We start from the raw sequence: 26466 nt of genomic DNA on the forward strand, positions 1-26466 counted from the left end.
GCAAAGCATCTTTGCTTTTTGTCATTCTGATACCCATCATCGCTGGGCGGGACCTCCGCGCGCCCGGGGCTCTGCGCGCCAAAACTACGCTCCGGGCCTCTACTCCCATCGGTGGATTCCCTATCAGAACGACGCCATAAATCTGACGGGCGCCCCCGCTGTCCGCCGGCCGATGAAGGAGAAGGACCATGGAAGAGCTCACCATCCACACCCCCGCCGACGTTCTCAGCTTTGTTGGCCACACACTAGGGTTTTGGCCCCAGGAAAGCCTCGTCTGCATCACCATGTCCGACAACAGGATAGGGGCTACGCTTCGCGTTGACCTGCCCAAACCGGGCACCGAGATCAGCTATGCACAGACCGTCGCCGGGTATCTGGCCCACGACACCAACGCTTCCAGCGTGCTTTTTGCCGTCTACACCTCCCAGGCGGAGGAGGCCAGCGAGGTCAGGCCGCATGCGGCAACTATCGCCGCGCTGACAGGCGCCCTCGCCGAACGTGGAATGTCCATCCGTGATGGACTCTTGGTAGGAGACGAGACAGTTTGTCAGTACGACGGCGGTGCCAACGGCCCGTCCCTCCCTCTGGCCGCAACGCAGTCTAGCCAAATCAATGCTGAATTCGTCTACCGCGGCAGCACGATCGAACCGACCAACCGTATTACCTTGCCGGCTTCGACCAAGGAAACCGATACCGCTGACGCTGTCCAGGACCGCCTGAAGGCACTCGGCAATCTGAAGGTCGGCGACGCGCTCGAGCAGGCAAGGGCACGCTGGACGGACATGCTGGAGTCGACAAGCTATCCCAGCCGGGACGAAATCGTGAACTTCATTGCGGATCTCCAGTTCCCGGTGATCCGAGACAGACTGATGGCTGACATCCCAGGGATCGACGAACGCATGGACCGAATCCTCCTCGCCCAAACGCACGACAAGCCGGAGTGGTCCCGAGTCGAATGGGCACAGCAACTCCTGCTCCATGCCTACACGCACAGCAGCACCAAGCACTCGGCGCCTATCCTCACCGCAGTAGCCTTCATCAATTGGTGGGAAGGCCGCGGCAGCAAGGCACACCAGTTCCTCCAGCTCGCCCTCGAGGCCGACCCCGCATACCACTTAGCGAGAGTCAGTGACATCATGATCGGCTCGGGAGTGGTAGCCGGCTGGAACATGAACAAAGGCACGGCATATCGAGATCCGGGGCTAGAAGCCTGACGTGGCTTTTTTCGGCTGCTTCCCACCACTATGAACCGCATCGTCGCCAGGACTGACAGCCGGAAGGAGGAAATCACACCTAGCTCGGGCTCGAGCAGCAGGGCGGTCACGGCGAGGCAGAGTAGGCTCAGGCCCCGTCCAGCACTGCCTCCAGCCAGGGAGGCGACACCCACAGCACCATCACTAGCGAGGCCCTGAGCACGCTGGCGTCCGGTCGCACTATGAGGACGATCGGGCCAAGGTCTGCAAGTGCACAGCTGCGGCCGCCGGGATCTTGCCGCCCCGAGGGGAAAGCGCAGACAGCGGGATCTCACCAAGGATAAGGCTGCAGTTGGCCCCAGTGAAAGTTACTGACGGAGGTGGGTGAGCCCTAGTGCGAGCCTCAAGAGCTGCATAGGAAGTGCCGAGACACCAGGCAGACCCGGTGTCGTGGGGGCCCTAGAGTCGGCTGCTGCCTTTCCACTCTTCCGGCGACAGCCTCTTGATGCTCGATGAGTGCGCCCAACCCATGTGGTACTTGCCGGACGGATCCAGCCATTCAATCGGGCCGTACGTGTGAGTCCAGGCCACCGCCTTACCGTAGATGCCGCCCACGTAGACAAGTGGGCGACCATACTTCGGAAAGTCGCGGACAGGGGCTGGGTCATCAATCGGCCGGGTCTTGTCGGCGTCCATACGAGCCATCATCCGCTCAATGTCGTCCGGCGAACCATGCTTTATCACGCACCAATTATAGAACATATATTCGAATCCACTCACAGAACCCGTCATAGGCAGTGAGCTCAGCGGGCACACTGGCTGTTCCACGGCGCCCAAATCCGGGCCGGCACACCAACTCGATGGCTGAACCGTGGTAGCCCACGGCGGTGGCGACGTCGCAGACGGACGCTAGGTATATCCGCGACCTGATGACCCGCCGGTACTGAAGGCGTTAGCCCCTGTCCCCCGGACTTCATTGGCGCCTCCTGACCAGCGTCAGGCGGCGCCATCAATTGCCCAGCGAAAAGCGTCTTGGATCAGCCATCTTGCTTAGGCATGGCGACGGCAGGACTACGAGACACACTGCCGATCGTTCGCCCGTACATGCCTCTAAGACAGATGGGTGATCGCAAAGGAGACCTCCAGGACTAGCTGGTCAGAATTGCCCCCTGAGGGCGGAGGCGCTGCATCTGTGGGCTTGAATCCATTGGTCACGTGGGTCCTGGGCCGACCTCACCACCTCCCCGCGTATCCGTGAGCTGTGGGCGCTCTTAATCAGGCCCTGCCTACGCGCGGCTGCTAGCTAGTGGGCTTGTTTCGATGAAAAAGCAGGTTGCGGGTTATCAGAGGGGGCACGGCTCGGTCGATGGGCCCCGGCAGGACTGTCCCGCGCCAGAGAACAGCCTATGCAAATATATGGCACCGGCCACGCATGCATCACCGCCAGCGAGACCCTAAACTTCTCCGTCGACGGCACGGAATATGAGATTGACCTCAATAGCGAACACGCAAACGAACTTCGCAGCTCTTTGAGCCGCTACACCAACGTTGCCCGCAAGACTTCCGGGGGCCGCGGACGACCAGTAGGCCGCAAAGCAACTGCGTCCGATGTTGACGCTAAGGCCGTGCGTTTGTGGGCGATCGATAACCGGCTCCAGGTGAATACTCGCGGCCGTATCCAGGCCGATATCGTCGAGAAATACCAGGCCGCCCACAGCTAAAGGATGCGTGATGAGCCAGTGCCTCAACTGTAATTCCGAGTTTCCTAGTGACAACGCGGGTCCGTGTCCGGTCTGCGGCCACGCCTCGGCCACTCTGGATCTATCAGGAGTGGGAATTCTGGACGTTGCGACAGCCGAGGTTGGTTATGGGCCTCAGAAGTCTTGGCTGGAACAGTGGGGTGTGGTCGAGCGATCCTATGAAAAGCTCAAGGGCATATATGACTCACTTACGGACAATCAGATAGCGACATCCACGGTCAAGGAGTTCTTCATTCATTGCTGGCACCTGAAAGACTGGCTAGTGGAAGACCGCGAGATAAGCGTGGAAAGCGCGGATATCGGAGTATTGCTACGCACTGAGCCAGATTTGAAGGTGTGCAACGCGATGGCGAATACGTCGAAGCATCACACCCTCAGTCCCGGCAAGGTAAGTGCCCGCGTGGTTTCGGTCGTTACCCAGCCGAAGGGACAGGTGACGATCGAGATTACGAGCACGAGCGGCGCCGAGAAAAGGGATGCTCTGGAACTGGCTAACAGCTGCATGTCGATCTGGAAGAAATTTCTGAAGCAACACGGCCCGCCAACCTAAAGACCGATACCGACCAGGAGGTAGTGAGACATCCGGTAGGCACCGGCTGTTTTGAGTGTATAAGCGGCTGAAACTACATAGCCACAAACTAAATCAATCACGATGCTTCCGGAACTCTTTCCGTTACACATATTGATGAACCCGATGGAGGCTTGTCTCTTACGGGAGCTGTCAAGTGTCGAGTAAATTGGTCCGACACATCGGCTCCGGGTAGTCAGCTAGCGGAAAACGCGAGTGCATCTTCCACTCAAGTGTTTTCCGTCAGCAGTACGTCACTTGTGACGATTTCATTCACGGGGACTTGGGCACCACAGAATGACAGGTTCACCTCTGCTTACCTCAAGCCCGTGGGAGCCAGTCCTCCATGGGACGATTATCTGGGTAACACCGAGGCTGGTTCAACATACACCAAGAGCCTCAGCCCTGGGATCTATGAGCTGTATGTAAGTCAGAGGTGCAGCATTCCCTCCAGTTCCTCAAACCCCGTATCAGGTGAAAGGTCCGGAGACATCTTTTATGCCCTTCGTGTAAACGACCCACTTGTTGGTTAATTTTCCCCGGACCGAACTCTTTCAGCGCGGCGTCGAGGGCGGTACGCCTGTTCAAGAAGCACTCGTAGCTGCCGTCGCCACCCTCGGCAACGGGCTCTTCGTATTCATGCCACAACGTAGATTTCGTCAGGATGAAAGCAGTGCCCAAAAGACACAGCCCGGACACCAGCGCGGTAAATTCGATCCATCGCCGGCGCCAGGCTGTGCCCGGTTACGCGGGATGCTCTTCTTTGTGATGATGTCCATGGGGCCGGTGACGATCTCCTGAACGAGATCCAGCACACCGGGCATCTCCTGGCCGGTCTCGTAGAGACGCTTCGGCGTAACTCGCGCATGGCGGCCGCCAGCTCAGGATTAGCCCGGCGATGAGGGTTGGGCTTCTTCTTGCCCATCACTGGACCTCCTTTCTTATTGGTAGCGTCGCGTAGATGAACGGTGACAGGAAGTCCACGTCAAAGCCAGATAACCGTGCCGGCAAACCCGGGAGCGCGGCATTCCTCCCGCTCGGTATCGTCTTCCTCGTTTTGGCCCTGGTGATGGTGATTTTGGGGAACGTCGCTTGGATCGCATTCCTCACGATGGGAGCAACATTCCTCATCAGCGCTTTGCAGAATCGAGCAAAGAAGGACCAGCCTGGCGGGGACCGCTAACGACTGATCCGTCCGCTGCCTGCGCACAGGGATTCTTCCTGGGTTTCGCTGGGACGGCGCTCAGGCTTTGCCGCCTTTCGGGAAGGTGTTCGGTGGTGCATGTGTGGACCCCAAAACCATGGTGGAGCAACATACCGAAGGTGTTCAGAGCGATGTGGCTGCACTGCCGGAAGGAACATCCGTAAGGCTGACGGCCGTCAAGGAGCATCAGCTGCTCGTAGTTTTTGGTCCAATCCATCGGCATAAATCCTTGCGTCACTATTTACGGAAATCATTTAGAAAATGATTTATGGTCGGGTCCGTCGGCGTGACCGGCCAGGAAGAAGTGCTGACCCATGAAGCCACCGGCGCTGGATCTTCACCGGACGTGGGCTACGCGGATGGTCTGCTGACTCTTCCTCACCGGGTCCACGAGGACGAACAGTGCGGTCTTCGCCGCTCGTTCTGCCACGTACACGATCTGCTCCAGGCTCACTCCCTGGACCTTCACCAGAGCGCGCTGAACGTACGGAAGACGGGCCACTTCCACCAGCTCGTCGAGCTGCCGCTGGGTAGCCTTGGTGGGCGCTTGCAGCGCGCCGGTTGACGCGTCCCAGGACCAGGCTGACAGATGGTTTCCGATCCACTTCTTCTGGCGCCGGCTCAGACTGTGCACTCCCAGCTGAGAGATCCTGCGCGCCTGCGTTTCCAGAGCCCGCTTGCGGGCCTTGCCGGCTACTTTGCGTTTGTCCCACAGCACGTCCCCGGAAGCGACGGTCTTCGCTGCTGCCTTGTTCGTTTTGCGGGGCAGGGTGAGCCGTCCCAGGTCCGGGACAGCAGGAACCGTTGCCGGTGCCTTGCAATTCTCGCGCCGGCTGAAATTTCGGTTGCTGCCCATGGTCGAAGCACCTCCTTTGGTGAATGGATGAGACAGCCCTCTGAAGTTCCAGGTGACTGTCGATGGATGGGGCCGCGGAACGTGCCACGACTCTGCAACAGCCCCCGGGTCGGCGGCAGCCGACCGGCGTCCCACGGCAACCTCCACAGCACTTGTCGCCAGGGGCCGCGGGGCGTTCGCTCTGCTCTTCTCAGGGACGCCTGGGACACCGTCACAGGCGTCCCTGTCCGACGGCCGGCAGGCCGGCGTGGAGCTGGAGCCACTCGCGAAGCGATGGCTCCAGGGGCACCCCAACGACGCGAAGCGTTGGTGGGGCAAGAGAGCGCCAGCGAACGCAGTAAGGGGCCCGGAGCGCAGCGGAGGGTGAGGGAGCGAAGCGACCGAAGGGATGTCGGCTGTGCCGACCACCGAGCGCAGCGAGGTGCCATCCCCCCTTATGCCCTTTCTCTTTCTCCCTCACGTCTGGAGCTTTAGCGGAAGACTGAGGGGATTTCTGTTGCCGTGGCGCGGGAAAATAGCTTCCACTGCTTCCGTTCACCCCGACCGTTTTCGGTTTCCACTGGTGGAAGGTCGGGGTGAAGAGTGGCTATTTTCCCGCGTTTTTGGGCTGTTGGCTTTCCACCGGGATCTCTAGTGCGTGGCACCCGGTGGAAAGCGTGCTGCGAAGCAGCGGCAAGGGGTCTGCGACGAAGGAGTGGACACCGTTCTGGCCCCTTCTTCTGTCATGGCAACAGGCCGTGGAGGCGAAGCCGGAACGGTTCCATACGAGGTGGCGGCGGAGGGGACTGCTGAGGAACGAAGCCGTCCCTGGAGTCGGCTCCGAGGGGGCTGCGCAGCAGTCCTACCCATGTCTGTGGCACCACTGGCTTACCGTCCCGCAGGGGCTGCTCCGGACGCCTTCATGGCACTGCTTCGGAGGTCGCTGCATGGCCGCTTCGGCGGCCGCGACATCGTCGCTGCACAGCTGCTTCGCAGGGCAGCGGATCCTGTCTCAGGCACCGGCCCGTGAACAGTGCAGCTACTCCCCCAGGGCTGCCCCAGCGTCGCCGGCGGTGCTGTCACACTGTTCTCCAGGAGGCCGCCGGCGGCCGGCTTCAGATTCGTGCAAGAGCTGCTTGCACAAATGGCCGCCAGGTCGCCACAGGGTCGCTGCAACGTCACTCTAGGAGCTCTTCCCGGGCCTAGCCAGCGAGTCTTCAAAGGGGGTGGGTGGCGGCTGTCATCTGACTGGCCTTACATCCTGTTTCGCCCCGCCCTACACCCCTTCATCCTTGGCCTGCCAGGTGGTTCCGCGCCCCTCCCAAACACGGTTACCACGAGCTGGCAAAGAGCTCTGCATCTCCCTTCGCGAGTCTTGGCCAGCTCGAGGTAACCGGACTGGGGAACCACTTGGAAGGCACTGGGGCAATGGGCCAGTGCATCGCCACCCGCCCCCGCCCCCGGCGCTTTTCAGGCACCGTGCATCTGCCTCTGCATGGCGCCCGAAGAGCGCCGGCGGCAAAAAAGGAGCAGCCCGAAAGCTGCAAGCTGGCGCCCATGTGTGACCGGATTTTGGCCAGAGATGTCCAGCGATGGCCTGGCGTAGGCAGGAAATGATCCATCAGAGCAGAGGATCCGTTGGATTCGGGCCGCGTTGGCCCCTGATTCAGCGGCTGGCCGGATTCTGGTCACAACAGGCCCGGCTTCCGGCCATGATCCGCCCACAGCTGCCCATAACGCAGTGGCAGGGCCATAATCGGCCCGCTTCTTGGTCACTAAGCACCCGGCTTTGGGCCAAAAGTGGGCTTGGCTATGCAGCGATGCCCAGGCGTGGCCTCAAAATGGCCACGATTCGCCCAGAAGCTGAGCAATTTCATTAAGAGCCTTGAGGTGCTGGGGACCAGCGCGGACCGGTTTGAGGCCAGGTCATCAAAGCGATCCCCTAGTGTCAGGGGCATCGCGGACAGCTAGGGTTTTGCCATGCCGGTTCTGCCGGGAACCGGGGCTTCAAAGATTGGGGGCTTCACATGTACGACCCGACTCAGTACTCGACCGACCGCTGGCCCGCAGCCCCGGGATTCACTGAGGAGGAGTTGAACGGCGTCCCTCTCATCACCGTCCATCCGGCCGCGGTGCCAGCCGCTATCGGAGCGGTGTTCCTGATGCTGGCCGTTGCAGGTGGCGCCCAATACGAGTTTTATGTAGTCCTGCGGTGGGCCGTGACTGCAATGGCGATCTGGATGTCGGTAGTTGCCAGCGCGCTCAAGAGGACGCCGTGGGTTGTGGTCTTCGTTGCCATTGCCCTCCTGTTCAACCCACTTATCCCGGTCTACGCCACACGGAGCTTCTGGGCCCCGTTCGACTTGGCAGGGTTTGTTCTGTTTTGGGTCGCCGGGGTCAAGCTGCGCGCTTCGAAACCTGCTCTGTCGACCGGGCAACGGGTAACGCCGGACGTGCCTGAACCGAGATCAACCTCCCCGCAACAGGGGGTCTCGTATGAGGCCAATCGGGCTTTGAAGCCTTCGGGGTCGTCCTCGATGCGCGGCTCTGAAATTGGAGATTCAGCGGGGAGCGTCATGGAAGCTTTGCAGATCCAAAAAATGGCCGATGATGCAGCATTTTCGAAGCTCTATTATGTTGCACCCGATTCGAGTGAGGCAGGCGCGCCACTGGATCTCCTGAAGCGGGGATTCCAAGTAATGGCCGGCGGCAGTTCGCTCTTTTGCAGCTTCATGATTCGGGGAAACACGGAGCAGCATGACGGTCTTGTAGCGTGTACGGGAGACAAGATCGGCCTTTTTACAGTTCAGAGCCTTGCTGCAAGCGGAGGGCCGCTGCCTGGTGACAGAATCATGAAATTCGACTCGATCAAAAAGGTCGCCTTTGCCACGATCCCGGGTGTCAGCTTCCGCGGCGTCGATCTTTTCACCGCCGTCAAAGTGCGCCAATCAGTTATGACGATCCGATTTGATAATGACGAAGTATGGGACCTTCACTTTCCCTCAGAACCCGTGGTTGGTCACGGGCACACACCGTATAGAAACTTTGTGAACGGGTTCCATGACGAGTATCAAACCTGGCACGATGCCAACAAGCCGCGTGCTGCCACCCTCCAAGAGACGGCGCCCGTCACGAGCATGAGTATCGCCCGCATGGGGCACACAGGCACGCTCCTGCCCACAGGCCGCGTCCTCATTGTCGGAGGATCGAGCGACACGGCAGAACTGTACGATCCTTCAATTGGAACGTGGAAAACCACGGCCAGCATGACCTGCGACCGCTACCTCCACACGGCCACTTTGCTGCCCAATGGCACAGTCTTTGTTGCGGGTGGCAGCGGCGCTAGCAGGACAGAGATTTACGACGAGGCCACGGGAACGTGGACGTTGACCGCGACGATGGCGGTAGACCGCTGGCGCCACACCGCGACCCTGCTTCGAGACGGCACAGTCCTCATTGCCGGCGGCTCAGATACCAGCCGCAGCGCCGAGATTTACGACCCGACAACAGGAAAGCTGACCCCGACCGGGAACATGTCGGTACCCCGCTCGGGTCACGCAGCGATCCTGCTGCGCGATGGCACAGTGCTGGTGTGTGGCGGTGCAGTCGGTGATGACTCATTCGGTACCGATTACGAGTTTGAAGTCCATCGCAGCGTTGAACTCTATGATCCAGCGACCAAAACGTGGTCACCGAGGGCAAGCATGGCGGACGAGCGTACAACGCCCACCGCCGTCCTGCTGCCTAATGGCAAAGTCCTGGTAACCGGCGGCGGCTATGAGACCGCTGAAATGTATGACCCGGCTACCGGAAGCTGGTCAATGATGGCCAGCATGGCCGTCTATCGTGCAGGCGGTGATGCCACCCTCCTTCCCGATGGCACCGTCCTGGTCTCAGGTGGAACGTGGGCTGCACAATCCGATTCGGAATACGAGAGCGTTAGCGGTGCCGAACTGTTCGACCCTGTGTCGGGCACCTGGTCAGACGTTACGGGCATTGAAGGCCGAACGGAACACACGGCCACGCTACTCGCCAACGGCGATGTCCTGATCGCGGGTGGATTCGACCAAGACTATGAAGAGCTTGCAAGCGCTGTTGTTTATCAGCGACGTTCCAGCCGCCGCTGACATTGCATAGATGGCGTCGATAAGTTGTTGCGCCGGTCCTCCGCATGAAGAGTGCTCGCGCCAGGTATCGCCGACAGTGGAGAAAGGCGTTGGGGTCGGTCTCGATGGCCGCCTCGTGGTGGTTCTCGTAGTACCTCTTCATCCGCTCGGCCTCGCCCCGTGGCGGATAGCGGCGGGTGACCAGCCCAGCGATCTCAGCGGGCGGTCCTTATAGTCCCCTTGCCCAGAGCCTTGACGATACACTCAACCGTTTCTTCGGCCACTACATACTGACTCCCTTCCCACACTTACGATGTCTGGCACCTTCGTCATGCAGATATGCTCTCAGTCAGACCGCTCCGTATGTGGGATCAAAGCGTGGCGAGCTCGTCGAGGATGTGCTGGGTGCGCCGGGCGAAGTCGGCCTCTTGGTCGGCGGTCGCGGACCGGTCCAGCGCGTGGAGGTTGTAGTCCGAGGTCTCGCCGTCGTCGGGGTTCGAGTCCCGCTCCGGCTGAAAATCTATGTTGTCTTGGTGGGTCCGAAACCCACGCATAGTGAATCTCCCCGAGCTCGGCGAGGAGCTCGTTCTTCCGCTGTTGCCTCTGCTCCGGCGTCATGTCAGCCATCAGTCTGGCCTTCTCCCTTGTCTTCTGCCGCGGCCTTGGGAAACAGCGGGGCACTGTCCGGCTGGCCCTCGTCCACCACAGTGCCCAGTGCGATCCAGTCCAGCGAGGACACGCCCGGCTGGCCCTTCCGGGACTCGTGGAATTTCCGCAAGTCACCCCACGTTGCTGATCGGTCCCACATTCTATTTCGCCTCTTTCAGGATGGCCCGAACTGCGGCCACGTTGGCGGCCGTGATCGGCACCTTGTGGATTTTCAGCACGTCGCGGATGTTCGCTTCGTCTGCTTTCTGCACGGTGAGGCCCTCGGCCACCCTGATGGAGCGGGCGGCCTTGGATACGCCGTCGCCGTTCCCTGACGGGCGACTCCCGGGCGAGCAGCCGGAATAAGAAGAGGGGCGGTCCTGGTGGACCGCCCCTCTTCGGCCTATCTGGTCTTCAGTATCAAAACCCGTAGGGTGAGGAGGCCGCGTGGAGAGGACAACCTGGGGCCACAATTATCGGCGTCAAATCGCTGGCAAGGCGAAGGTCAATCCAAGCAAGAGCTGTTCTGGCGAAATTGTGCGTGACAAGATACGGGTGGTGCCGCTGCCGCCGGCGGCGACCATAGGCCGGGGGGCAAGACTATGAGTGAATCCGTGCAAACGGAACCCGAGTACGTCGAAGACTTGGGCAAGTTGATCGCGTACATCGATGAGAAGGTGCCGCCGGGCTGGCCCGAGTGGCCGGGCGGGTGGCCGGGCCAGATCGAGGCAGCACTTTTGGACGCCGTACTGTCAATCAGGGCGCGTTACGGGTCAGCGAACACTGGTGTACGGGCAGCGGTGCGCCGATACAAGGAGTTCGTTGATGATGACAGGCCGAATTCGCTGACGCGCCTGGCTGGGTTCGACCCGACCGAGCTTGGCGAGGTGCTAAAGAACCGTCAGGTCACAGGGGGAGCCTCGAAGGCTACTGCTGTAGTCGAGGCAGCAAAGCGTCTCAATGCGGAGGGTGTAGAGCAGGCGGCGGACATTCCCGTGGCTGAGTTTGGTGCGAGGAGGACTCCGGAGCAACAGGTCAGGTTCGAGCGTCTGAAGTCGGCCTACAGGTCCGTGCCTGGCCTGGGCAAGGTCACGTTCGCGTATTTCACCATGTTAGTGGGCGAGCCGGACGTCAAGGCTGATACGTGGGTACGCCGTTTCGTCGCCGAAGCCATCGGCCGAGAGGAGGTGTCGAGCACTTACACCGAACAACTCGCAAAGGCTGCCGCCGGGCACTACGGGGTGGATCCGCGAGTACTTGACCATGCTATTTGGGTTTACATGAGAACCCGCAGCAGCGAAGAAGAAAACTTGGCGCGCGCATACAATTCCAACAGGCGGGTCTTCGATACCTCATTCGACTACAAGACCGACATCCCTGCTAGGGCCAATCCCGAGCCGGACAGTGGCAGTCCGAGGCTTCGGGCGGACCACGAACTGCTGTGGACCAAGGAGTTGTGCTCTGGCGTCCTTTTCGCCCCGACCGCGCCATCGGATCGTCGGGAGGGTTACCTCATATTCACTGACACCTCCGGGGCGAGGCATTGGTACGGCAGCGATGCCATCACCAGCTCCTATACCGGCAGGTCACGTACGAGGTCTCTGGCCGACGCTATCGCCGGGCTGAGCCAGGACGAGCAGGCCCGCTACCTGAACCCGCCGTACACCATCGGCAGTGCGATGATCTGGCCCGTCAGGAAGAAGGACAAACCCACGATGAACCAGGCGAGGGGGCTCAGGTCGCTCATCGCCGACCGCATGGACCTCACCCTTGAGTGCATCCGGCGTCACTACGCAGGAGAGCCAGAGAGCCCCCTCGCCAGTGTCATCAACGCCTACGCGGACTTCTTCGAGCTATTCGATGGGTTCGTGGAGTTCGTGGACTTCTTCCACCTGCAAGACCTCGTGACGCCCGACTACCACGAGGTTCGGTTCTACCTGCCCTTTGACAACTTCAAGCGTTCCGGGATGCCGGCCACGAAAGACGAGTACGTAACGTACCGGGAAGCCACGCTGGAATTCATCGCAAGACGGAACCATCGGATGGCCAAATGGGTCAAGGAGAACCACCCCGAGATCGAGGTTCGCCAGTAGCGCCAAACGAAATTCGCGCGCAGGAGGGCAGGCACACTTTGTTCCTGATTCATTCATCGACAATGTGCCTCTTGACTGGCTAGGCGGGCGGCCCGTTGAATCGCCTCGGCGCTAGCGGCGTCCGCCCCGACGTCGCGGGTATCGATGCCGTAGCACCCTATTCCGCAGGTGAAACCGTCCCCTTTTTTCGGGCCCCTCCCCCGGCCATTTTGGAACACCGACAACGGAGATTATGACAAGCTGAGGCTTTGGATGCGGTTCATGGTCCACGTTTGGTGCCGCCAACTGTCGCGTGACGTGAGCTTGGGCTTTGCTCATGAGGGCAGCCAAAACCGAGAGGGAGACGCCCCCTTGCTGTCTCTGTGTGGGCTATTTAGTGAGAAATTGTGTAGGTCGACCGGCTACTTGTGCAACCTATGTATGTCGATGGTTGCCCCATCGGCCTTGCATTTCTCCGCGACGATCTCTTGAGACATGAAGAACGCCACGTCAGTTTCATCCGCTGTGAAGATCCCAGGGGTGGGGGCGAGCTCGCGTGCTTGGCGGATGGCCACGGCAACGTCGCCCTCCGCTTTGTCCTCGGCGTCCCTGGTCCTGGATGGAAGCATGTCATGCGCCGCGATTATGGCGTCCTTGGCGAGTGGCCCGTCAGTTAACGCCAATTGGTAGGCGTCCGTGAGTTGGTTAACGCCGTCCTCGAAAAGTTTGCATGCCGTTTCGTTCTTCGATGTCTGCGCGGCAGGAGTCACCGAACCAGCGCCGACCATTACTGAGATGCCGATCACAGCCACAACCAACGCCACCGAGGTCAATGTCATGAGCATCCACGCCCACACGGGGACCCCGCGCTTCCGTGCCTGCAGCGATGGCTGCTTGTTCTGCTCGTAATTGACGGGCGGCTGCGGCGGAAATGGCTCCGTTGGTTCGGACATGATTAGAATCCCCACATTCTGATGGCGGTTCACGGTGGACACACTTGGTAGCCATTGGATTAAGGGGGCAGACGGGGCGGCTACCAACCAAGAGACCCCGCCTGCGCCCGGTCTATTGCTGGGCAGCGTTCAGGTAGGCGATGGCCCACTCAATGACCCTCGCGCTATCCCCGAACATGCCCAGTCCTGCGTTGCACTGCTTGCACAGCAGCCCCCGCACCTTCCCTGTGACGTGGTCGTGGTCCACGTGCAGTGAGTTCGCTCCCCAGAAGTCGGGACAGTGCTTGCAGCAGATGGCGCAGCAGAACGCCTGCTCCCGCCGCATCCGCTCGTATGTGGCGAGGCCGATGCCGTACGTGCGCCAGAGCATGGCGTCCCTGTGCTGGTCCTTAATGCAGATCGAGCACGTGGTGCGCCAGCCGGTGGCAGCGCGGAACAGTGCAACGGGCCGGTCGTAGTCGCACCTGAGGCAGCGCTGACGGGGGTTGTCGATGGCTTCGCCCCCGATGGGGGTGATGCCGGGCATGCGGCACCGCATGACGGGGTCAATCTTCGCCTGAAGGTTGGTGACCTGCTGCTCCGTGAGCCGGTCGGAATCGAGGATGGTGGTCAGCGCGTCGTGCAGTTCTTCCACGTCGTAGGCGGTGGGATTCTTGGCGACGGCCTTAGCCTTGGTGAGCGACATCATCACGCTTCACCATCCTCGGGAATGCCGATGCCGCCGTGGTCGCGTGACGCGGCCTTGTCGATGCGGTTCTTCTTCTGCTGAACGGTTTCCTCCGTCGCGCCTTCCCCGGTCGTAACGGCTGGTGCGATCGTATCTGTTGCCATCGTGGCTATCTCCTACTTGCGGGTGTTGCGTGGAGACGCGAGACGTGCGTGACCTCATCGACAGCCGACCTCACGGTCGTCCCGGTGTGTTTCCGAACCGCTCCCGCGCAGTTCGAGCGGACGTGCCGAGGGCGGCACCGATAACCTCCCAGGAGTCTCCGTTCGCGCGGGCGGCGCTGACGGCGGCGTCGAGCTCGGCCTGGGCCTTAGTGGCAGCCGTCCGGGCAGCGGTGATCCGGCGGAAGTCCGCGGCGTCCCTATCAACGTGAGGCGCCGGGCTCAGGCGAAGGAGCGTACCATTCACCCGCAGCGGCGCGGCTAGGTGCTCGACGTGCAGGACGTAACCTTCATCGGGCTCGCGCTCTACGTAGACGGTGAGGACGGCCTTTCCCTCGCTGTCATCAAAGTCCACTTTCCCGTAGCTCTCACTCGGACCACCAACAGGCCATGGCCGCGGCTTCAACCGCCCTCCAGCTTCGTACTGCGTCGGCTCGGGGACGGGCTTCCCAACCCGGAAGCCGGGGGCTTGCGCTTCGCGAGGGGTCATACTGACCGTTCTCCTTCAAGTTGTCTTCCCACTGCACCCCGATGCGTAGGGGTCACAGCAAGGTCTCTGAGATGGGCGATACTGCTTCATATTCGATTCCCCCATCCACTGGATCACATGATGTTCGCAGCGGCATGCGGGCAGCGCTCTAGTACAAATAAGTACAAGTCACTGCGGGTTGAAGCGCACGAGTACCCGGTACTCGATTCTCCCCGCTCACCGGGGCCGATATGCTCAACTTCATTCACGAATCAACCAGGGGGGAACATGTCGGGAAGCTCTATTTATGGGGCCGTGTATTACAAGGGGAGCCAGGACGGTTTTCAAGACGGCCTCGGCAAAGGCACCGGTCTGGGCGCTGTCGGCGCCCTCGCCGTCGTCGGGACTATTTACCTCGGGAAGCTGGGCATCAACAAGCTCAAAGACGTCGCGGCCGCCAGGCATGAAAGAAGTTGCTGGCGATGGAACAGCTGGAGACTCCCCCAGCGAACGACGACACCGACGGAGATAACGCTGACGGAGATGTGAATCCGTGAGGACTTCCCGGTACACAGCACCGGCCAGCATCGTCTTTGCCGGGCTGCTCTTCGCCGGCTGCGCGGCGCCTTCTTCTCCGACAGCTCAGGAGGCTCCGACACCGTCGACTTCTACGCCGTCCACGGCAGCAGCTCCGGTCAGCACGCTGACGGATGCCGAGCGGGTGACCGAGGCCGAGGCCGCGGTCAAGGCTGAACTGCCTAATGCGCCCATCTGGAAGGGCATGACGTTCAAAGGCGTCGTCGTTGACGAATCCGAGATCTGCGTCGACCGCACCTGGGCCCCGGGAGGCGGCCCGGAGAAGCTTGGCGGGAACGCCGGCTACGTCGTCGTCAGCTTTCCTGCGGTCACCCTGGGCAAACCACAGGACGGAACCTGCGCAGGCTATGCACCAGCAGCTGCCCAGGCACCCGCCAAGGTCGAGGTGCCGTCAGAGATAGCCGATGATCAAGGTCTTCTTGTCAGCACCGCTTTCGGCGATAAGTGGCCGCTGACAGTTTCTTACGTCGTTGTCCATTGTGAGGACATCACGGTAGCTGGCCGCCCGCTCAAGGTGGCCACCGCCGATGCTCCGGATGGCAAGACCTACGCAGCCAATGGCACAGCCAAGGATCACGGCAACTATCCGGACATTGATCCGATCTGGGCGCCACACACATCTGTTTTCCGGTCTGAAGATCGACATGAGCCCGGTCACCGATGCCGCTCTTGAATTGTGTAAGTGATCCTCGCGGGGATACTTCTCGTTCGCACTGCGACGAGGAGCCGGTGGTTGGTAGTCTCGTCTCGTGCGCACTCAGGCGCCAACTAAGGGGGCACCATGGATTCGTCTCGACCACCGGGCTGGTATCCGTGCCCGAGTTATCCGCATCTAGTTGACCTCGTCCAATGGTGGGACGGAAGTCAGTGGGAATTGCGTCTTAGGAACGTTGTCGATGACGCAGAACGGGACGCTCGGAAGGTTGAACTCGCCAAGCTGGTAGATGAGATAGATGCAGCCAAGGAGGTTCTGCTGGGCTTGGAGGAAGCCGTGGGGGCCGTTCCGACCGATAATCTGCCCGAGGCACTTGAGTTCCGCGAGTACAAAACGATTGCGGACAAGTCGGAGTCCATCATGAGTGAGATCAAGGTTCTCCGGGCTGAGGCGAAATCGCTTATCCGTAGCCGCGCCGCAGTGTCAGAGCGCGCCATGTGGATGACCTCGAAAGACGGCTCAATTGTCGAAATGCCAAAGAAATTTGCGGCGAGCATTGGCCCCCTCCTTTTGTCACTCCTGAATCTTCAAATGGAGATTGAAGCAACCCGGAAAACTGGCAGCTTCCGCGATGCCCAAAGCCGGCTGAACAAAACCTGGAACAAGCTCAACAATATCGGCTGGGAACTGGGGGCGAACTTGGGCGCCCAATACCTCCATCTGCGCACGGACGAACTTAAGCTCCTGGAGGATCATCGGAACGCTGTGCTCCGAGAAAAGGAAGAAGAGCGTGAGCGCCGGGCGGAGCTGAGGGAGGAAGCCCAGGCACAGCGAGAGCTTGAAGCAGAGCGGGAGAAGCTGCAGAAAGAGCTCGATCACTATTACAACGTGATGGTGGCGTTGGAGGCGCAAGGGGACAAGGCAGGTATTGCGCGCGTGGAGTTGCAGATACTCGCACTCGAAGAAGAGCTGAAAGAGATCGACTTCCGCGCCGCGAATATCCGAGCAGGCTACGTCTACGTCATCTCCAACGTGGGCGCGTTTGGACCTGATGTCATCAAGATCGGCCTTACCAGGAGGCTGGACCCCTTGGACCGTATCCGGGAACTCAGCAGCGCGGCAGTCCCGTACAGATATGACGTGCATGCCCTGTTCTTCTCTGCGGACGCTGTGAGCATCGAGACCATGCTGCACGGCCACTTCGATGACCGGAGAGTGAACCGAGTAAACCGTCGCAAGGAATTCTTCCGAGTGCGTCCCGATGAGGTCCTGTCGGTACTGCGCAAACACGACGTGGAATTGGTTGACTGGGTCGACGAGGCAGAGGCCGAAGAATATCGGCTCGGGCTCACCCTAGGACCTGAAACGGCGTGATGCTCGCGGAATCCCAGAAGCACAATTAGTGCACCCCCAAGCTCGATCCGCCGGCCGCAGGTGTTGGCTTTACCGAGCGCCTAGCGCCACCTCACCCTTGCTTGGACAGGAGGATGGCTTTCTGTGCTTGGAACTCTTCGTCGTTGAGGATTCCTTTTGCGTGGAGTTCACCGAGGCGTTCGAGCTGAGCGATGAAATCGTCCGCGGGAGCAGTAACCGGAGCAGGATCCGGCGCCGTCGGTTGATGTGCGGACGTAGTCTGGGCATTGCGAATCGCCTTGGCGAGCGAGTCGCCCTGCCCATGTCCGAGGGCAGTGACCGATGCTTTTGTCCCGGAGTGGTTGATCGTCAGGGTTTCCCCTCCGATCACTTTCTTCAGATCGACGGCCTGGATAGCGCCGAGCGAAAAGGAAGTGAGGTCCTCTGATCCGATGCTTTTTTCGAGGAAAAGCAGGCGGCGGTCCGTGGCAGCAACTATCCCTGCCTTGTTCTCCAGCCTGCCCACTCCAATGGCCTGTACGGTTTCGCCACGGTCCAGAACGTTGGCGAGGTGGGCAATTTCTTTCCGGCCAAAAATGCGCAACGCTACCTGGCTAGCCGCGGCCTGAACCCCATGATCGTCCAGCATGCCCTCCGGAAGCCCTTCGGAAATTTTGATCAGGTGCTTGTAGTGCTTGTTGCCGAGGCCTTCGACACGCCACTCGATGTGCGTCTTGTCAGCATCAGGAACGATTGACCCGGTAATCTTTGCAGCCCACTGATTGCTCAGCAGCGCCTGCGGAACGTCTACAGCAATCTCATCCGGGTTCAGAGACTTAACTTTGAATTTCGCTTGCTCAACAGCTGGAGGGAGCACCTTTAGGGCTGTCTCGTGGTCGGTAAGCAGGGTCCATTCAACTGTCCGGGAAATCGTCGCCATGCCAGAACTGTAGCCTGCCGAATGCCGGAAATCGCGTTTGGGCGCACGTACCGCGTGGGGGCTGGCGGAGCGAGTAGCCCACAATAAGAGCGTTGGCCTCACCGATCGCCCGAAACCGCGTCAGTAAAGAGCAGCTGGATTCTTACCGGTCCGAGCGTTGGGGCCCGTCCGTTTTGGGACGAGAGCGCTAAGCCATCCTTCCAGTAGGCTCGCGGGCGTGACTGATGACAACGTGCGGGCAGCCTATGGGGCACGCGCTGCCGAGTACACCACCCTTTTCGGCTCCGTTAAAGACATGCACAAGCTCGACCGGCTCTGCATCAAACGATGGGCCGAACATATCGAGGGCCCGGTGATCGACGCTGGTTGCGGTCCCGGCCACTGGACTGATTTTCTGCACCGACGCGGCGTGGAAGTGCAGGGCGTTGACCTGGTCCCGGAGTTCATCGACAGAGCCCGGGAACACTTCCCAGGCGTGCCATACCGTGTCGCCTCGCTGCGGGACCTTGGCGTGCCGGAGGGCTCCCTGCACGGGGTGCTCGCCTGGTACTCCCTGATCCACGTTCATCCCGACGATCTGCCCGCGGTCCTCTCGGGGATCGCCCGCGCTTTGACCCGGGGAGGACATCTGCTTATTGGGTTTTTCGAGGGCGCTGCTGCCCGGCCTTTTGAGCATGCAGTCGCGCCGGCCTACTACTGGTCCGTCTCGCAGATGCGACACATACTCAGAGAAGCGGGATTTGAGGTGTGCAGCGTTGAGACGCGCCGGGATCCAGGCAAGCGACCACACGCGGCCATCGCCGCCAGACTCCACCTCTAGAGTGTCAGCATGGACAGTAGCTTCCTGATCGTTTTAGCTGCCGTGACAGCGGTAATCATCGCAATGGTTATCGTGGCAGCCGTCCGGCCCAGTAGACCCGGCCGCCACAAGGGTGCCTATATTCCTGCAAAGGACCGCGCGTCGTATCCAGACGCAACAACCACAGCGCCACCACGGACGCTGTAGGGCCTCGCTCGAAAAGATTTCCCGACCTGGAACGGTAGAACGTCAGAGGGAAGGTCATGTAATCCGAATTGGATGCCGGGGACATGGAAATGAGCTCGAAGGAGCCCGCGGTTTACCTGAGCGGGTCGGTCGGTTTCGAGGTGAGCGCGAAGTTTCTCCGCGACCTGCGGTACGTCAGCCGGGGTCCGGTCCTTAAAAAACGAGGCTCCCTGCTGGTCTACCGGAAGTCCACCTCAATCGCCTCGTTGCCTGCACTTCAGTCTTTGCACGCCCGTTTAGACTTCTCATGTGAAGCAGACTTACCACTCGGGTTCCAAGGGAAAGCCTCCTGGCCTGCAGCGCAACAACGATCCCAACCAGCGTCCCAGTAACGGAAGTCTCCGGTTCTGGGCCGGACTCTGGACTCTGTTCTGGGCCCTCCTGTTCGGCGTGGCGGCTGCGGTTGGGTACGTGTTCCTTACCGACCGTCATCCAATCGGCATTATCTCAATCCTGTTCTTCGTGCTCGGCTGCGGCCTCGGACTGGGTCTGTATCTCCCCCATCACTTCAACCGCGCCCGTAAGAAGCGTGCCGAGTTTGTGAGGGCCGGCGGTGATCCGACGGGAATCACCCCTTGGATGTTCGCTGCGATGAGTGGGAGCATCACTGAGGACGGTGTGTGGAGTGGTACACCCCGTCGGGCTCAAGCGGAGAATCCAGCGTCATGTAGCAGAGGCGCAGGAACCCTCAACTTCGGCCAGGCGCGGCGCTGCCGCGGTGTCATGAGGGAACATCGGCTTCAGTGCTGGTGGCCAGGTCAATGAGTGCGCCGTCGGTATCTGTGATCGTGGCGATGCCCTGCTTGATCGCCGCCTTTGAACACTTCTTGCAGCCACTCAGGAGGAACCACGCGCGGGCCACAGAGCCTGTCTACTGGCCGCACAGGGTCATGGCCAGTGCCGAGTTGAGTGCCAGGTGCGTCGAGGTGCCGCCGGCCGTGTTGACCACCATGACGTCCTGGGTGCGCTTCCAGTCCGGGCTGTATGCCTCATTGGCGACGATGCTCGGCACGCTGTTGCGGATGCTGATCTGTTCGGGTTCAGCCATGCGGTCATCTTATGCCAGCAGATCTGGACGACGGTCTGGAAACGGGTGAAAATGAAGCCACGAAGGAGGCCGACCTTGGCTAGAGTCACCCGTTCCAAAGTCTCGGCCCGTGAGGCCCAGGCGATTAAGATCCGCCGCGGTATCCGTTCCGCCCAGCTCCGCGTTGCCCTGGACAAGGAACGCGGGCGCGAAACTCCAGAGGCGGTTATCCGCTTGTCGAACCTGAAGCTCCCCGAGGTCACGGGTGTAGTGAAGACATCCACGACCAGACCACGCCACCTGACCTCCCAATAGACTTTGCCCAGCAAAAAAAAATTAGCCCCGGCCGGATGACCCGACCGGGCCTCCTTTGTGGCAGAGAAGAACTGAGAGTGGGAAGCGTGAGATAACTGCAGGAGGCTGCTCCGGCTGTATGAAGCCGAGCTGAAGCAGCCAGCACGGGCTAGGAAGCCCAAGGACGAACAACTGCACCCATGACACAGCTACCTTTAAGGCCAAGACCAAGCGGCACGCCCCAGGTCCGAGTGGGTGCTGATCACAGGGCGTACCGACCGCAAGAATCGCTGGAGCTCCGGTGGCGCGGCTGTCCCCTCTGACATGCCCCGGTCTCTTGATTTCGTCCGCGCCCAGCCGGCCGTGGTGCTGCCAGGCGTACCCCTACGAGAGAGGCACAAACGACCTCCTTCAGGGGACGGCTGTGGGTAATATTTCCGGCAGCCCAAGGACTACTTCTCGGGCAGACAATTTCTGTTCGTAAACCAGCCGGATGCAGCTGGTAACGAGGGCTCATTTCCTTCTGCGTTGCTCAGTTTCTGTCTCGCCCAATGCCTCGTTTACGAACATAAGCATTTGGCTTGTGGTCGATGAACGCCCCGGGGTCACATGCTCGACCCGATGTTTCCATGGCGCTAAATTGCGCTGATGGTCAACATTGCGACGGCGACGCCGGACATTCGAGCTGCGCTCCGCCCGAAAACATCGCAGCCGCATCAGACCCAAAAACGGTTCCAGCGGGCAGTTGGGGCACAGCACCTGGACCACCCTGCACTCCAACCGGAAGGCTCGCCCATGGACCTGATGCTGCGCGGTTTCAGCCAGGCTGACATTGTCGGCCGCACCGGCGTGGATGTTGGCTACCACGGATCTTCCTTGCGAGCTTCATCAAAAGGGGTCGATCGATTCGAGTACAAAGTGGAGCACGTTCGCGTCCGGTTGGATCAAGCTGCGGTCTTGGTGGCTTTGGTCGCGCACGCAGAAGGGGCATCAAAGATCGCGACTTTGCAACTGCTCGGACTTTCCGGCTATAACAACGTGACCTTGCGGCGGCTCTTCGCGGCCCTGGGCCTGGCAGAGGAGTTCGCGACGGCCGATAAGGCATTCCGTCGCGGCAACATGATTGCGGGTATGGTGGCCAGTCACGGCGTGGCCAACCCCTTTGAGTTGGCTGAGTTCCAGAAAGCCGGTTAGCGGGCGCGCCTGGAACGTTATGGCGGTAAATACACCTTCTCGCAAGGTTCTTCGCTGGCCGAATCAGCACGGGCCAGTTTTGCCCGGCATATGTCGGACAAGGCTTTCGCTGAGGATCTTCGCAGAAGAAAAACCGCCGCGACCCGTGCCCGTTACGGCGTGGCATATCCGAGCCAGAGCCCCGTTGTGCAGGCCAGAATGCGCGCCACGTCCAGACTGCGGTACGGCGTGGATCACCCCTCACAGCGCCGTGAGGCCCGTGCCCGGCAACCCGCGATTGCTCGGTTGGACGGTGCGAGACGGGCTGCAATCGCCCGGCAGACTAATCTGGCACGCTACGGTGTGCAGTACGTTTCGAAGTTGCCTGCGAACCGGGCGCGTCAGTCGGAGCTGATGATCCGGACCCACGTGGAGCGCGGTACGAAAGCGCGGGCCACGACATTAAGAAAGTACGGCGTCCTCTATGCGTCTCTGAGACAGGAAAGACGCGAGGCGCATGCGGCATTCATGAGGACCAACGGAGTTGAGTTCGCGGCACGCTCGCGGGTGACGAGCCTGGCGCGTTACAGAGTTGTCAGTCACGCTCAAACTGAACAGCGGCGTATGAGCCAATCACTAAAGATGCTCGATCCGGAGCACCAGAAGCGCATCACCGCAGCCAAACGGGCCAACAACTCTTTCGGCACTTCAGCAGCGGAGGAAGCGCTTTATGTCGCACTGATCAGGCACTTCGGAAAACGTGACGTACTGCGCCAGCACGTCGATCCGCGGTATCCCTACCGCTGCGACTTCTTCATTCCCTCACGCGATCTTTTTATAGAGCTCAATGGCATGTGGACTCACGGCGGCCACTGGTTCGACCACACGGATCTCCACGACCTCCAGGTGGTTAGAAACTGGCGGGCCAAGACCGCTGCGTTCTACAAGATCGCTGTCCGCGAGTGGTGCCAGCGGGACACGGCCAAGCGCAACGCTGCCGGGGCCGCAGGGCTGAAATATGTGACGCTTTGGGACGGTCAGCGCCTCGACGACGCTCAGCTTTGGCTGGCCATGGGGGCACCTGACGGTTATGACTGGAAGTATGAATACAGTTGGCTGCCTGTCCGAAAAATGATCCCTGCTGGGGATCCCACGGAGTTGGACCTGCACTCTCCGACGGCGGTGCTGGCAGCCGCAGCGCCCAACCGGCCTGATCTTTACCGGCGTGAGCTGGAGATCTGGCAAGACAACCGCCACACCAGATGGGGCACGGTACAAGCAGTTCTGTATTCGGAGCGCTACCGTGTTCTAGGCAAGTTGCCACAGGGGCTCAGTGACCTCGAGATCCTGCAGGGCCTATCGGGAAGCCCACTGTTACGTGAATAGTAAACGGCACATGCACGCGGGCTCAAGTACGTATGCAAGGGCCCGGTCGTAAAGAAGCGCGGCGGCCGGCTCGTCTACCCCAAGTCTGCGCTGGACGCCTTCCTTCGCGAGAACGGCACTGACCCTGAGGCATGGATGGCACGTATGTGGCGGGACGTGGCAGGACAGTTGCGCGGAATCGCCGCGGCCACCGGCGACACGGGTTTTCGGCGGGATGATCGAGGCGCTGGAATAGCACCACCCGCCGGATGACTGGGACCCGGACGCGGCGAAGTAGCGGTGCCGAAAAGGGTCCTAAACCTGAAGGGGTTCGTCGCAGGCTTCGCAGGCTTTCCGCCCGACGCTGATCTCCTCGACGACCAGCAGCCTCTGGAGTTCTCGCCCCAGACGTTGCCCAAAGAGTTGCACGAGGCCGGATGGTAGACCTTTCCCGAGCTGACCACGTACACCTGGCCGCAATCGATCTTGGGCGACCCGTCGCTGCGGCGGGATGCTGGTCCGACGGGGTGCTGCTCCCCCAGTTCCTTGGATTCCTGCTTGGCTTTCGCTGCCTCCGCAGACGGGCAACACGGATCGCGATATATTCAGACGGGACCGCAAGGAGCACCTATGGGCTACACGCACTACTTCCCCGGCCTGATCGCCTCACCGGAAGTTCTTGCCGACGCCAGGAAGATCATCGATGCCTCCTCCGTGACGATCTGTGGACCGAAGGGCCAAGGCCTTCCGATCCTCAACGATGCGGAGGGCATCCGTCTGAATGGCTTCGAAGCCGCTGGCGAAGCCCACGAGACGTTTCGCCTTCAGGGCACCATTGAGCCGTCATACCCGGACATTTGGTCGTTCTGCACAACTGCCAAAAAACCTTACGACGCCGTCGTGACGGCCATCCTGATCGCCGCCGCAGTCCGATCCGAGGGACCCTTGAGGAGCGACGGGCGCTGGGACGCCTGGGTCGCCGGCGTTGCCTTGTTCGAAAAGGCGGTGCGCCCGCAGACCGAGGACGAGAAGATCGCATTGGAGCTGGACGTCGAAGCCATCCGGCCGGAGCACTAGCGGCACCCGAGGTCAATCCTCCGGACTAACCGTTACCGGCGCACCACCAGGTAGAGGCCAGTTCCCCCGTGGCGTCTTGGACCCACCCGCCGGCACCGGGAACAGCTGACAACTCTTCCCGTTTTTGGTCCTTTAGGCTTGGGACCATGAATAACACCAGAAGAGCAACGCTCATTTGGTCGCTGGGGGCAGTTATTTTCTCTCTCATCGGCATCTACATCGCAACGAGCTCCAACGGAGTCTGGTACTCCATCGTCTCGGCCGTCATTCTTTTTCTCGCTGGCGCCGCGTTCGCTGCCCGGGCTGTCCTGACCCTGCGTTCCAGCTCATGAGCGCGCGGCAGAAGAAACTGACCCCTGACGTCATGCAGGCACTGCGCAGCAAGCCCGGTTTCATGCCGCTGAAGATCGCGGACGTCCTCTGGCCGGAAGTGGTCATGCGTGCCCAGGACACCTGGACGACGCTGAAGGTCCGCTTCTTCCAGACGTTCTCGCGGTAGGCCAGGATCAATGGGTAAGCGAAGCGAAGGCGTTCCCCAGGACCCGGGCTACGTGCCGCCCCGGCCGGAGGATCAGTTGATTTACCGCCGCGCGGAAAACGGCGAGATGGTGGGTTACACCGCTGCCGAATACGGTGTGCGCAAAGACGACGGCGGAGGCTTGGTCAAGCCGTACAACAGCTCAGCTGGGCTGCTGTTCCTGTCAGTCCTCATGACGATCTGCTTTGGCGGAATGATCTACGGCCTGATCCAGATTGCCATAACGGGTCAATGGCACATCCTGGGCGAGATCTGGTGGATGTACCTGCTGGTCCTCTATCCCTTGCTTGCCGGCTGGGCCGGATACTTCACAGAACGCAGCGCCGAGAAGCTCCGCAAAGCCCGGAACCTGTCGCGGCCGGTCGAATAGCGTCCAACAGGATGTTGGACTTTTCATTGATAATTTTCAGGCTGCCTTCACAACCAGCAGCTCATCCCACTCCGTCGTATACCGCGGAGAAAGTGCCAGCCGTTTCATACCCCAATCGGGCGCCTCGACCATCCCGGCGCGGCCCAGACCAATGGAGCCTGTCCCGAACCGGTCCATGATGTCCCCGAGCAGGGCTCCGATGTGTTTTTCCTCGTGTGCTGTGGCAAACGCGGGCAGCTGCGGTGCGGCGCCGGCAGGTGACAGATCCATGAGCATGACTCCAGCCCTGGCGTAGGGCACCCCGTCGACGATCCGGTCCTCCAGGGCGGCCACAGCGGCCTTGGTCAGGATCACCGGATCCGCGGTCGGAGCAGCCAGCTTCACGGTCGCGGAGGGGAACGAGGAAACCCGGTCGTTGAAGTGGGACGTGCCCGCGAAACACGACATCAGCTTGGCCTGCTGATGATCCTTGGCGAGCCGGATTGCTGCCTGCTGGGCGTAGATCGCCATCACCTCGTTCATCCTCGCAGCGCTAGTCACCGGCTTGGAGAACGACCTCGAAAAGATCAGCTGCTTCTTACTGGCGATCGCTGTCTCTAAGGAAATGCACGGGATCTCGTTCAGCTCCATGATGGTGCGCTGCATCAGCACCGAGAACTTCTTCCGCATCACCACGGGATCAGATGCTTTCAGGTCGGCAATCGTGAAGATACCCAGGGCGTTGAGCCGCTTGCCCAGCCGCCCGGCAATTCCCCAGATGCCGGTCACCGGGACCCGGGACATGATGTGGTCGCGATGAGTCACAGGAAGCGTGTCGTAGCTGCATACCCCTCCCAGAGCAGGGTTCTGCTTGGCAATCCTGTTGACGAACTTTGCCAAGGTCTTGGTCGGGGCAATACCGACACAAACAGGCAGGCCGACGTGCCTGGCCACAGCAGCTTTGATTTCCCGCCCCACGCGCTCCAGGTCATGCGGTTCTCCGCGCAGCATGGCAAATGCTTCGTCGATCGAGTACACCTCGACGAGGTAGCTGTAGCGGCCAATCAGCTCCATGACGCGCGAACTCAAATCTCCGTAAAGCTCATAATTGGAGCTGCGATGAATGAGTCCCGTACGCGGGGCATCAGCTACGAGCTTGAACCAGGGATCCCCGTTCTCGATGCCCAAGGCCTTGGCTTCATTGGACCGGGCAACAACGCAGCCGTCGTTGTTGGAGAGAACCACCACGGGCCTTCCCTCCAACTTTGGGTCAAAGGCGCGCTCACACGAAACGTAGAACGAGTTGACGTCGATGAGTGCTGTCCGCTCCACCCGGCCGTCCGGCAGGTCACGCATG

Annotated in this window: 30 protein-coding genes; 18 read left to right on the plus strand and 12 right to left on the minus strand. The window is 60.7% G+C overall.

Annotated features, from left to right (window positions below):
- The first annotated feature begins 188 nt into the window (after positions 1 to 188).
- Positions 189 to 1214: a DUF4192 domain-containing protein gene (locus ABIE00_RS14225; protein WP_354261281.1), complete on the plus strand. Its 1026-nt coding sequence runs from the start codon at positions 189 to 191 to the stop codon at positions 1212 to 1214.
- Positions 1215 to 1652: 438 nt separating this feature from the next.
- Here ABIE00_RS14225 and ABIE00_RS14230 read toward each other — a convergent pair whose 3' ends face one another.
- Entirely contained in the window at positions 1653 to 1937 is a 285-nt protein-coding gene (locus ABIE00_RS14230; RefSeq protein ID WP_354261283.1) for a hypothetical protein, read from the minus strand.
- Between the two features lie 662 nt (positions 1938 to 2599).
- On the opposite strand from ABIE00_RS14230, the gene ABIE00_RS14235 reads away from it, so the two are divergent.
- The 3 genes from ABIE00_RS14235 to ABIE00_RS14245 all read left to right on the plus strand — a co-directional run bounded on the left by ABIE00_RS14235 (position 2600) and on the right by ABIE00_RS14245 (position 4322).
- On the plus strand, positions 2600 to 2914 hold the full coding sequence (locus tag ABIE00_RS14235) for a histone-like nucleoid-structuring protein Lsr2 (RefSeq protein WP_354261285.1): 315 nt from the start codon (positions 2600 to 2602) through the stop codon (positions 2912 to 2914).
- 10 nt (positions 2915 to 2924) lie between these two features.
- Positions 2925 to 3503, plus strand: a complete 579-nt coding sequence (locus ABIE00_RS14240) for a hypothetical protein (RefSeq protein ID WP_354261287.1) — start codon at positions 2925 to 2927, stop codon at positions 3501 to 3503.
- A 540-nt stretch (positions 3504 to 4043) separates the two neighbouring features.
- Positions 4044 to 4322 carry a hypothetical protein gene (locus ABIE00_RS14245; RefSeq protein ID WP_354261289.1) on the plus strand — a complete coding sequence of 93 codons (279 nt, stop codon included), beginning with the start codon at positions 4044 to 4046 and terminating at the stop codon, positions 4320 to 4322.
- Between the two features lie 740 nt (positions 4323 to 5062).
- Here ABIE00_RS14245 and ABIE00_RS14250 read toward each other — a convergent pair.
- The gene (locus ABIE00_RS14250) at positions 5063 to 5581 is read right to left on the minus strand and encodes a hypothetical protein (RefSeq protein ID WP_354261291.1); all 519 of its coding nucleotides are present in this window, start codon (positions 5579 to 5581) and stop codon (positions 5063 to 5065) included.
- A gap of 847 nt (positions 5582 to 6428) precedes the next feature.
- Here ABIE00_RS14250 and ABIE00_RS14255 point away from each other — a divergent pair.
- Together ABIE00_RS14255 and ABIE00_RS14260 are read left to right on the plus strand one after the other, a co-directional pair.
- On the plus strand, positions 6429 to 6590 hold the full coding sequence (locus ABIE00_RS14255; RefSeq protein WP_354261293.1) for a hypothetical protein: 162 nt from the start codon (positions 6429 to 6431) through the stop codon (positions 6588 to 6590).
- 997 nt (positions 6591 to 7587) lie between these two features.
- Positions 7588 to 9687, plus strand: coding sequence for a DUF6804 family protein (locus ABIE00_RS14260; RefSeq protein WP_354261295.1), 2100 nt, complete (start codon positions 7588 to 7590; stop codon positions 9685 to 9687).
- A 350-nt stretch (positions 9688 to 10037) separates the two neighbouring features.
- Here the strand turns inward: ABIE00_RS14260 and ABIE00_RS14265 are convergent, their stop codons facing one another.
- Both ABIE00_RS14265 and ABIE00_RS14270 read right to left on the minus strand, forming a co-directional pair.
- Positions 10038 to 10220 (minus strand): hypothetical protein, encoded by a 183-nt coding sequence (locus tag ABIE00_RS14265; protein ID WP_354261297.1) that lies wholly within the window; start codon positions 10218 to 10220, stop codon positions 10038 to 10040.
- Positions 10221 to 10285: 65 nt separating this feature from the next.
- The gene (locus tag ABIE00_RS14270) at positions 10286 to 10474 is read right to left on the minus strand and encodes a hypothetical protein (protein ID WP_354261299.1); all 189 of its coding nucleotides are present in this window, start codon (positions 10472 to 10474) and stop codon (positions 10286 to 10288) included.
- A 442-nt stretch (positions 10475 to 10916) separates the two neighbouring features.
- Here ABIE00_RS14270 and ABIE00_RS14275 point away from each other — a divergent pair, with 442 nt between their 5' ends.
- Positions 10917 to 12407: a DUF6994 family protein gene (locus ABIE00_RS14275; protein WP_354261301.1), complete on the plus strand. Its 1491-nt coding sequence runs from the start codon at positions 10917 to 10919 to the stop codon at positions 12405 to 12407.
- Positions 12408 to 12808: 401 nt separating this feature from the next.
- On the opposite strand, the gene ABIE00_RS14280 is transcribed toward ABIE00_RS14275, so the two are convergent.
- From ABIE00_RS14280 to ABIE00_RS14295, 4 genes are all read right to left on the minus strand, one after another.
- Positions 12809 to 13339: a hypothetical protein gene (locus ABIE00_RS14280; RefSeq protein WP_354261303.1), complete on the minus strand. Its 531-nt coding sequence runs from the start codon at positions 13337 to 13339 to the stop codon at positions 12809 to 12811.
- A gap of 112 nt (positions 13340 to 13451) precedes the next feature.
- A complete protein-coding gene (locus tag ABIE00_RS14285) occupies positions 13452 to 14027 on the minus strand; it encodes an endonuclease VII domain-containing protein (protein ID WP_354263364.1) in 576 nt (191 codons plus the stop codon).
- Positions 14027 to 14170 (minus strand): hypothetical protein, encoded by a 144-nt coding sequence (locus tag ABIE00_RS14290; RefSeq protein ID WP_354261305.1) that lies wholly within the window; start codon positions 14168 to 14170, stop codon positions 14027 to 14029. Before ABIE00_RS14290 ends, ABIE00_RS14285 begins: the two co-directional genes overlap by 1 nt.
- Positions 14171 to 14240: 70 nt before the next feature.
- Entirely contained in the window at positions 14241 to 14582 is a 342-nt protein-coding gene (locus ABIE00_RS14295) for a hypothetical protein (protein ID WP_354261307.1), read from the minus strand.
- A 402-nt stretch (positions 14583 to 14984) separates the two neighbouring features.
- On the opposite strand from ABIE00_RS14295, the gene ABIE00_RS14300 reads away from it, so the two are divergent.
- From ABIE00_RS14300 to ABIE00_RS14310, 3 genes are all read left to right on the plus strand, one after another.
- Positions 14985 to 15245: a hypothetical protein gene (locus tag ABIE00_RS14300; RefSeq protein WP_354261309.1), complete on the plus strand. Its 261-nt coding sequence runs from the start codon at positions 14985 to 14987 to the stop codon at positions 15243 to 15245.
- A gap of 4 nt (positions 15246 to 15249) precedes the next feature.
- Complete coding sequence (locus ABIE00_RS14305) at positions 15250 to 15966, plus strand: hypothetical protein (RefSeq protein WP_354261311.1); 717 nt, start codon at positions 15250 to 15252, stop codon at positions 15964 to 15966.
- A 201-nt stretch (positions 15967 to 16167) separates the two neighbouring features.
- The gene (locus ABIE00_RS14310; protein ID WP_354261313.1) at positions 16168 to 17322 is read left to right on the plus strand and encodes a GIY-YIG nuclease family protein; all 1155 of its coding nucleotides are present in this window, start codon (positions 16168 to 16170) and stop codon (positions 17320 to 17322) included.
- Positions 17323 to 17413: 91 nt separating this feature from the next.
- On the opposite strand, the gene ABIE00_RS14315 is transcribed toward ABIE00_RS14310, so the two are convergent.
- Entirely contained in the window at positions 17414 to 18241 is an 828-nt protein-coding gene (locus ABIE00_RS14315) for a PH domain-containing protein (RefSeq protein ID WP_354261315.1), read from the minus strand.
- Between the two features lie 217 nt (positions 18242 to 18458).
- On the opposite strand from ABIE00_RS14315, the gene ABIE00_RS14320 reads away from it, so the two are divergent.
- On the plus strand, positions 18459 to 19061 hold the full coding sequence (locus tag ABIE00_RS14320) for a class I SAM-dependent methyltransferase (RefSeq protein ID WP_354261317.1): 603 nt from the start codon (positions 18459 to 18461) through the stop codon (positions 19059 to 19061).
- Between the two features lie 946 nt (positions 19062 to 20007).
- On the opposite strand, the gene ABIE00_RS14325 is transcribed toward ABIE00_RS14320, so the two are convergent.
- Both ABIE00_RS14325 and ABIE00_RS14330 read right to left on the minus strand, forming a co-directional pair.
- Positions 20008 to 20148, minus strand: a complete 141-nt coding sequence (locus ABIE00_RS14325; protein ID WP_354261319.1) for a hypothetical protein — start codon at positions 20146 to 20148, stop codon at positions 20008 to 20010.
- A gap of 9 nt (positions 20149 to 20157) precedes the next feature.
- Entirely contained in the window at positions 20158 to 20334 is a 177-nt protein-coding gene (locus ABIE00_RS14330) for a hypothetical protein (protein WP_354261321.1), read from the minus strand.
- A gap of 75 nt (positions 20335 to 20409) precedes the next feature.
- Between ABIE00_RS14330 and ABIE00_RS14335 the strand changes: the two genes are divergently transcribed.
- The 7 genes from ABIE00_RS14335 (at position 20410) to ABIE00_RS14365 (ending at position 25130) form a co-directional block, all read left to right on the plus strand.
- Positions 20410 to 20628, plus strand: coding sequence for a hypothetical protein (locus tag ABIE00_RS14335; protein WP_354261323.1), 219 nt, complete (start codon positions 20410 to 20412; stop codon positions 20626 to 20628).
- Positions 20629 to 21255: 627 nt separating this feature from the next.
- Positions 21256 to 21801 (plus strand): hypothetical protein, encoded by a 546-nt coding sequence (locus ABIE00_RS14340; protein WP_354261325.1) that lies wholly within the window; start codon positions 21256 to 21258, stop codon positions 21799 to 21801.
- Between the two features lie 603 nt (positions 21802 to 22404).
- Complete coding sequence (locus ABIE00_RS14345) at positions 22405 to 23166, plus strand: hypothetical protein (protein WP_354261327.1); 762 nt, start codon at positions 22405 to 22407, stop codon at positions 23164 to 23166.
- Positions 23167 to 23775: 609 nt separating this feature from the next.
- Positions 23776 to 24222: a hypothetical protein gene (locus ABIE00_RS14350; RefSeq protein ID WP_354261329.1), complete on the plus strand. Its 447-nt coding sequence runs from the start codon at positions 23776 to 23778 to the stop codon at positions 24220 to 24222.
- Positions 24223 to 24368: 146 nt separating this feature from the next.
- A complete protein-coding gene (locus tag ABIE00_RS14355; protein ID WP_354261330.1) occupies positions 24369 to 24554 on the plus strand; it encodes a hypothetical protein in 186 nt (61 codons plus the stop codon).
- Complete coding sequence (locus ABIE00_RS14360; RefSeq protein ID WP_354261333.1) at positions 24551 to 24721, plus strand: hypothetical protein; 171 nt, start codon at positions 24551 to 24553, stop codon at positions 24719 to 24721. The genes ABIE00_RS14355 and ABIE00_RS14360 overlap by 4 nt, the downstream gene beginning before the upstream one ends.
- A 10-nt stretch (positions 24722 to 24731) precedes the next feature.
- Positions 24732 to 25130: a hypothetical protein gene (locus ABIE00_RS14365; RefSeq protein ID WP_354261335.1), complete on the plus strand. Its 399-nt coding sequence runs from the start codon at positions 24732 to 24734 to the stop codon at positions 25128 to 25130.
- 36 nt (positions 25131 to 25166) lie between these two features.
- On the opposite strand, the gene ABIE00_RS14370 is transcribed toward ABIE00_RS14365, so the two are convergent.
- Complete coding sequence (locus ABIE00_RS14370) at positions 25167 to 26465, minus strand: Y-family DNA polymerase (protein ID WP_354261337.1); 1299 nt, start codon at positions 26463 to 26465, stop codon at positions 25167 to 25169.
- Between the last annotated feature and the right edge of the window lies 1 nt (position 26466).

Source organism: Arthrobacter sp. OAP107 (genome assembly GCF_040546765.1).
Lineage (GTDB): Bacteria > Actinomycetota > Actinomycetes > Actinomycetales > Micrococcaceae > Arthrobacter.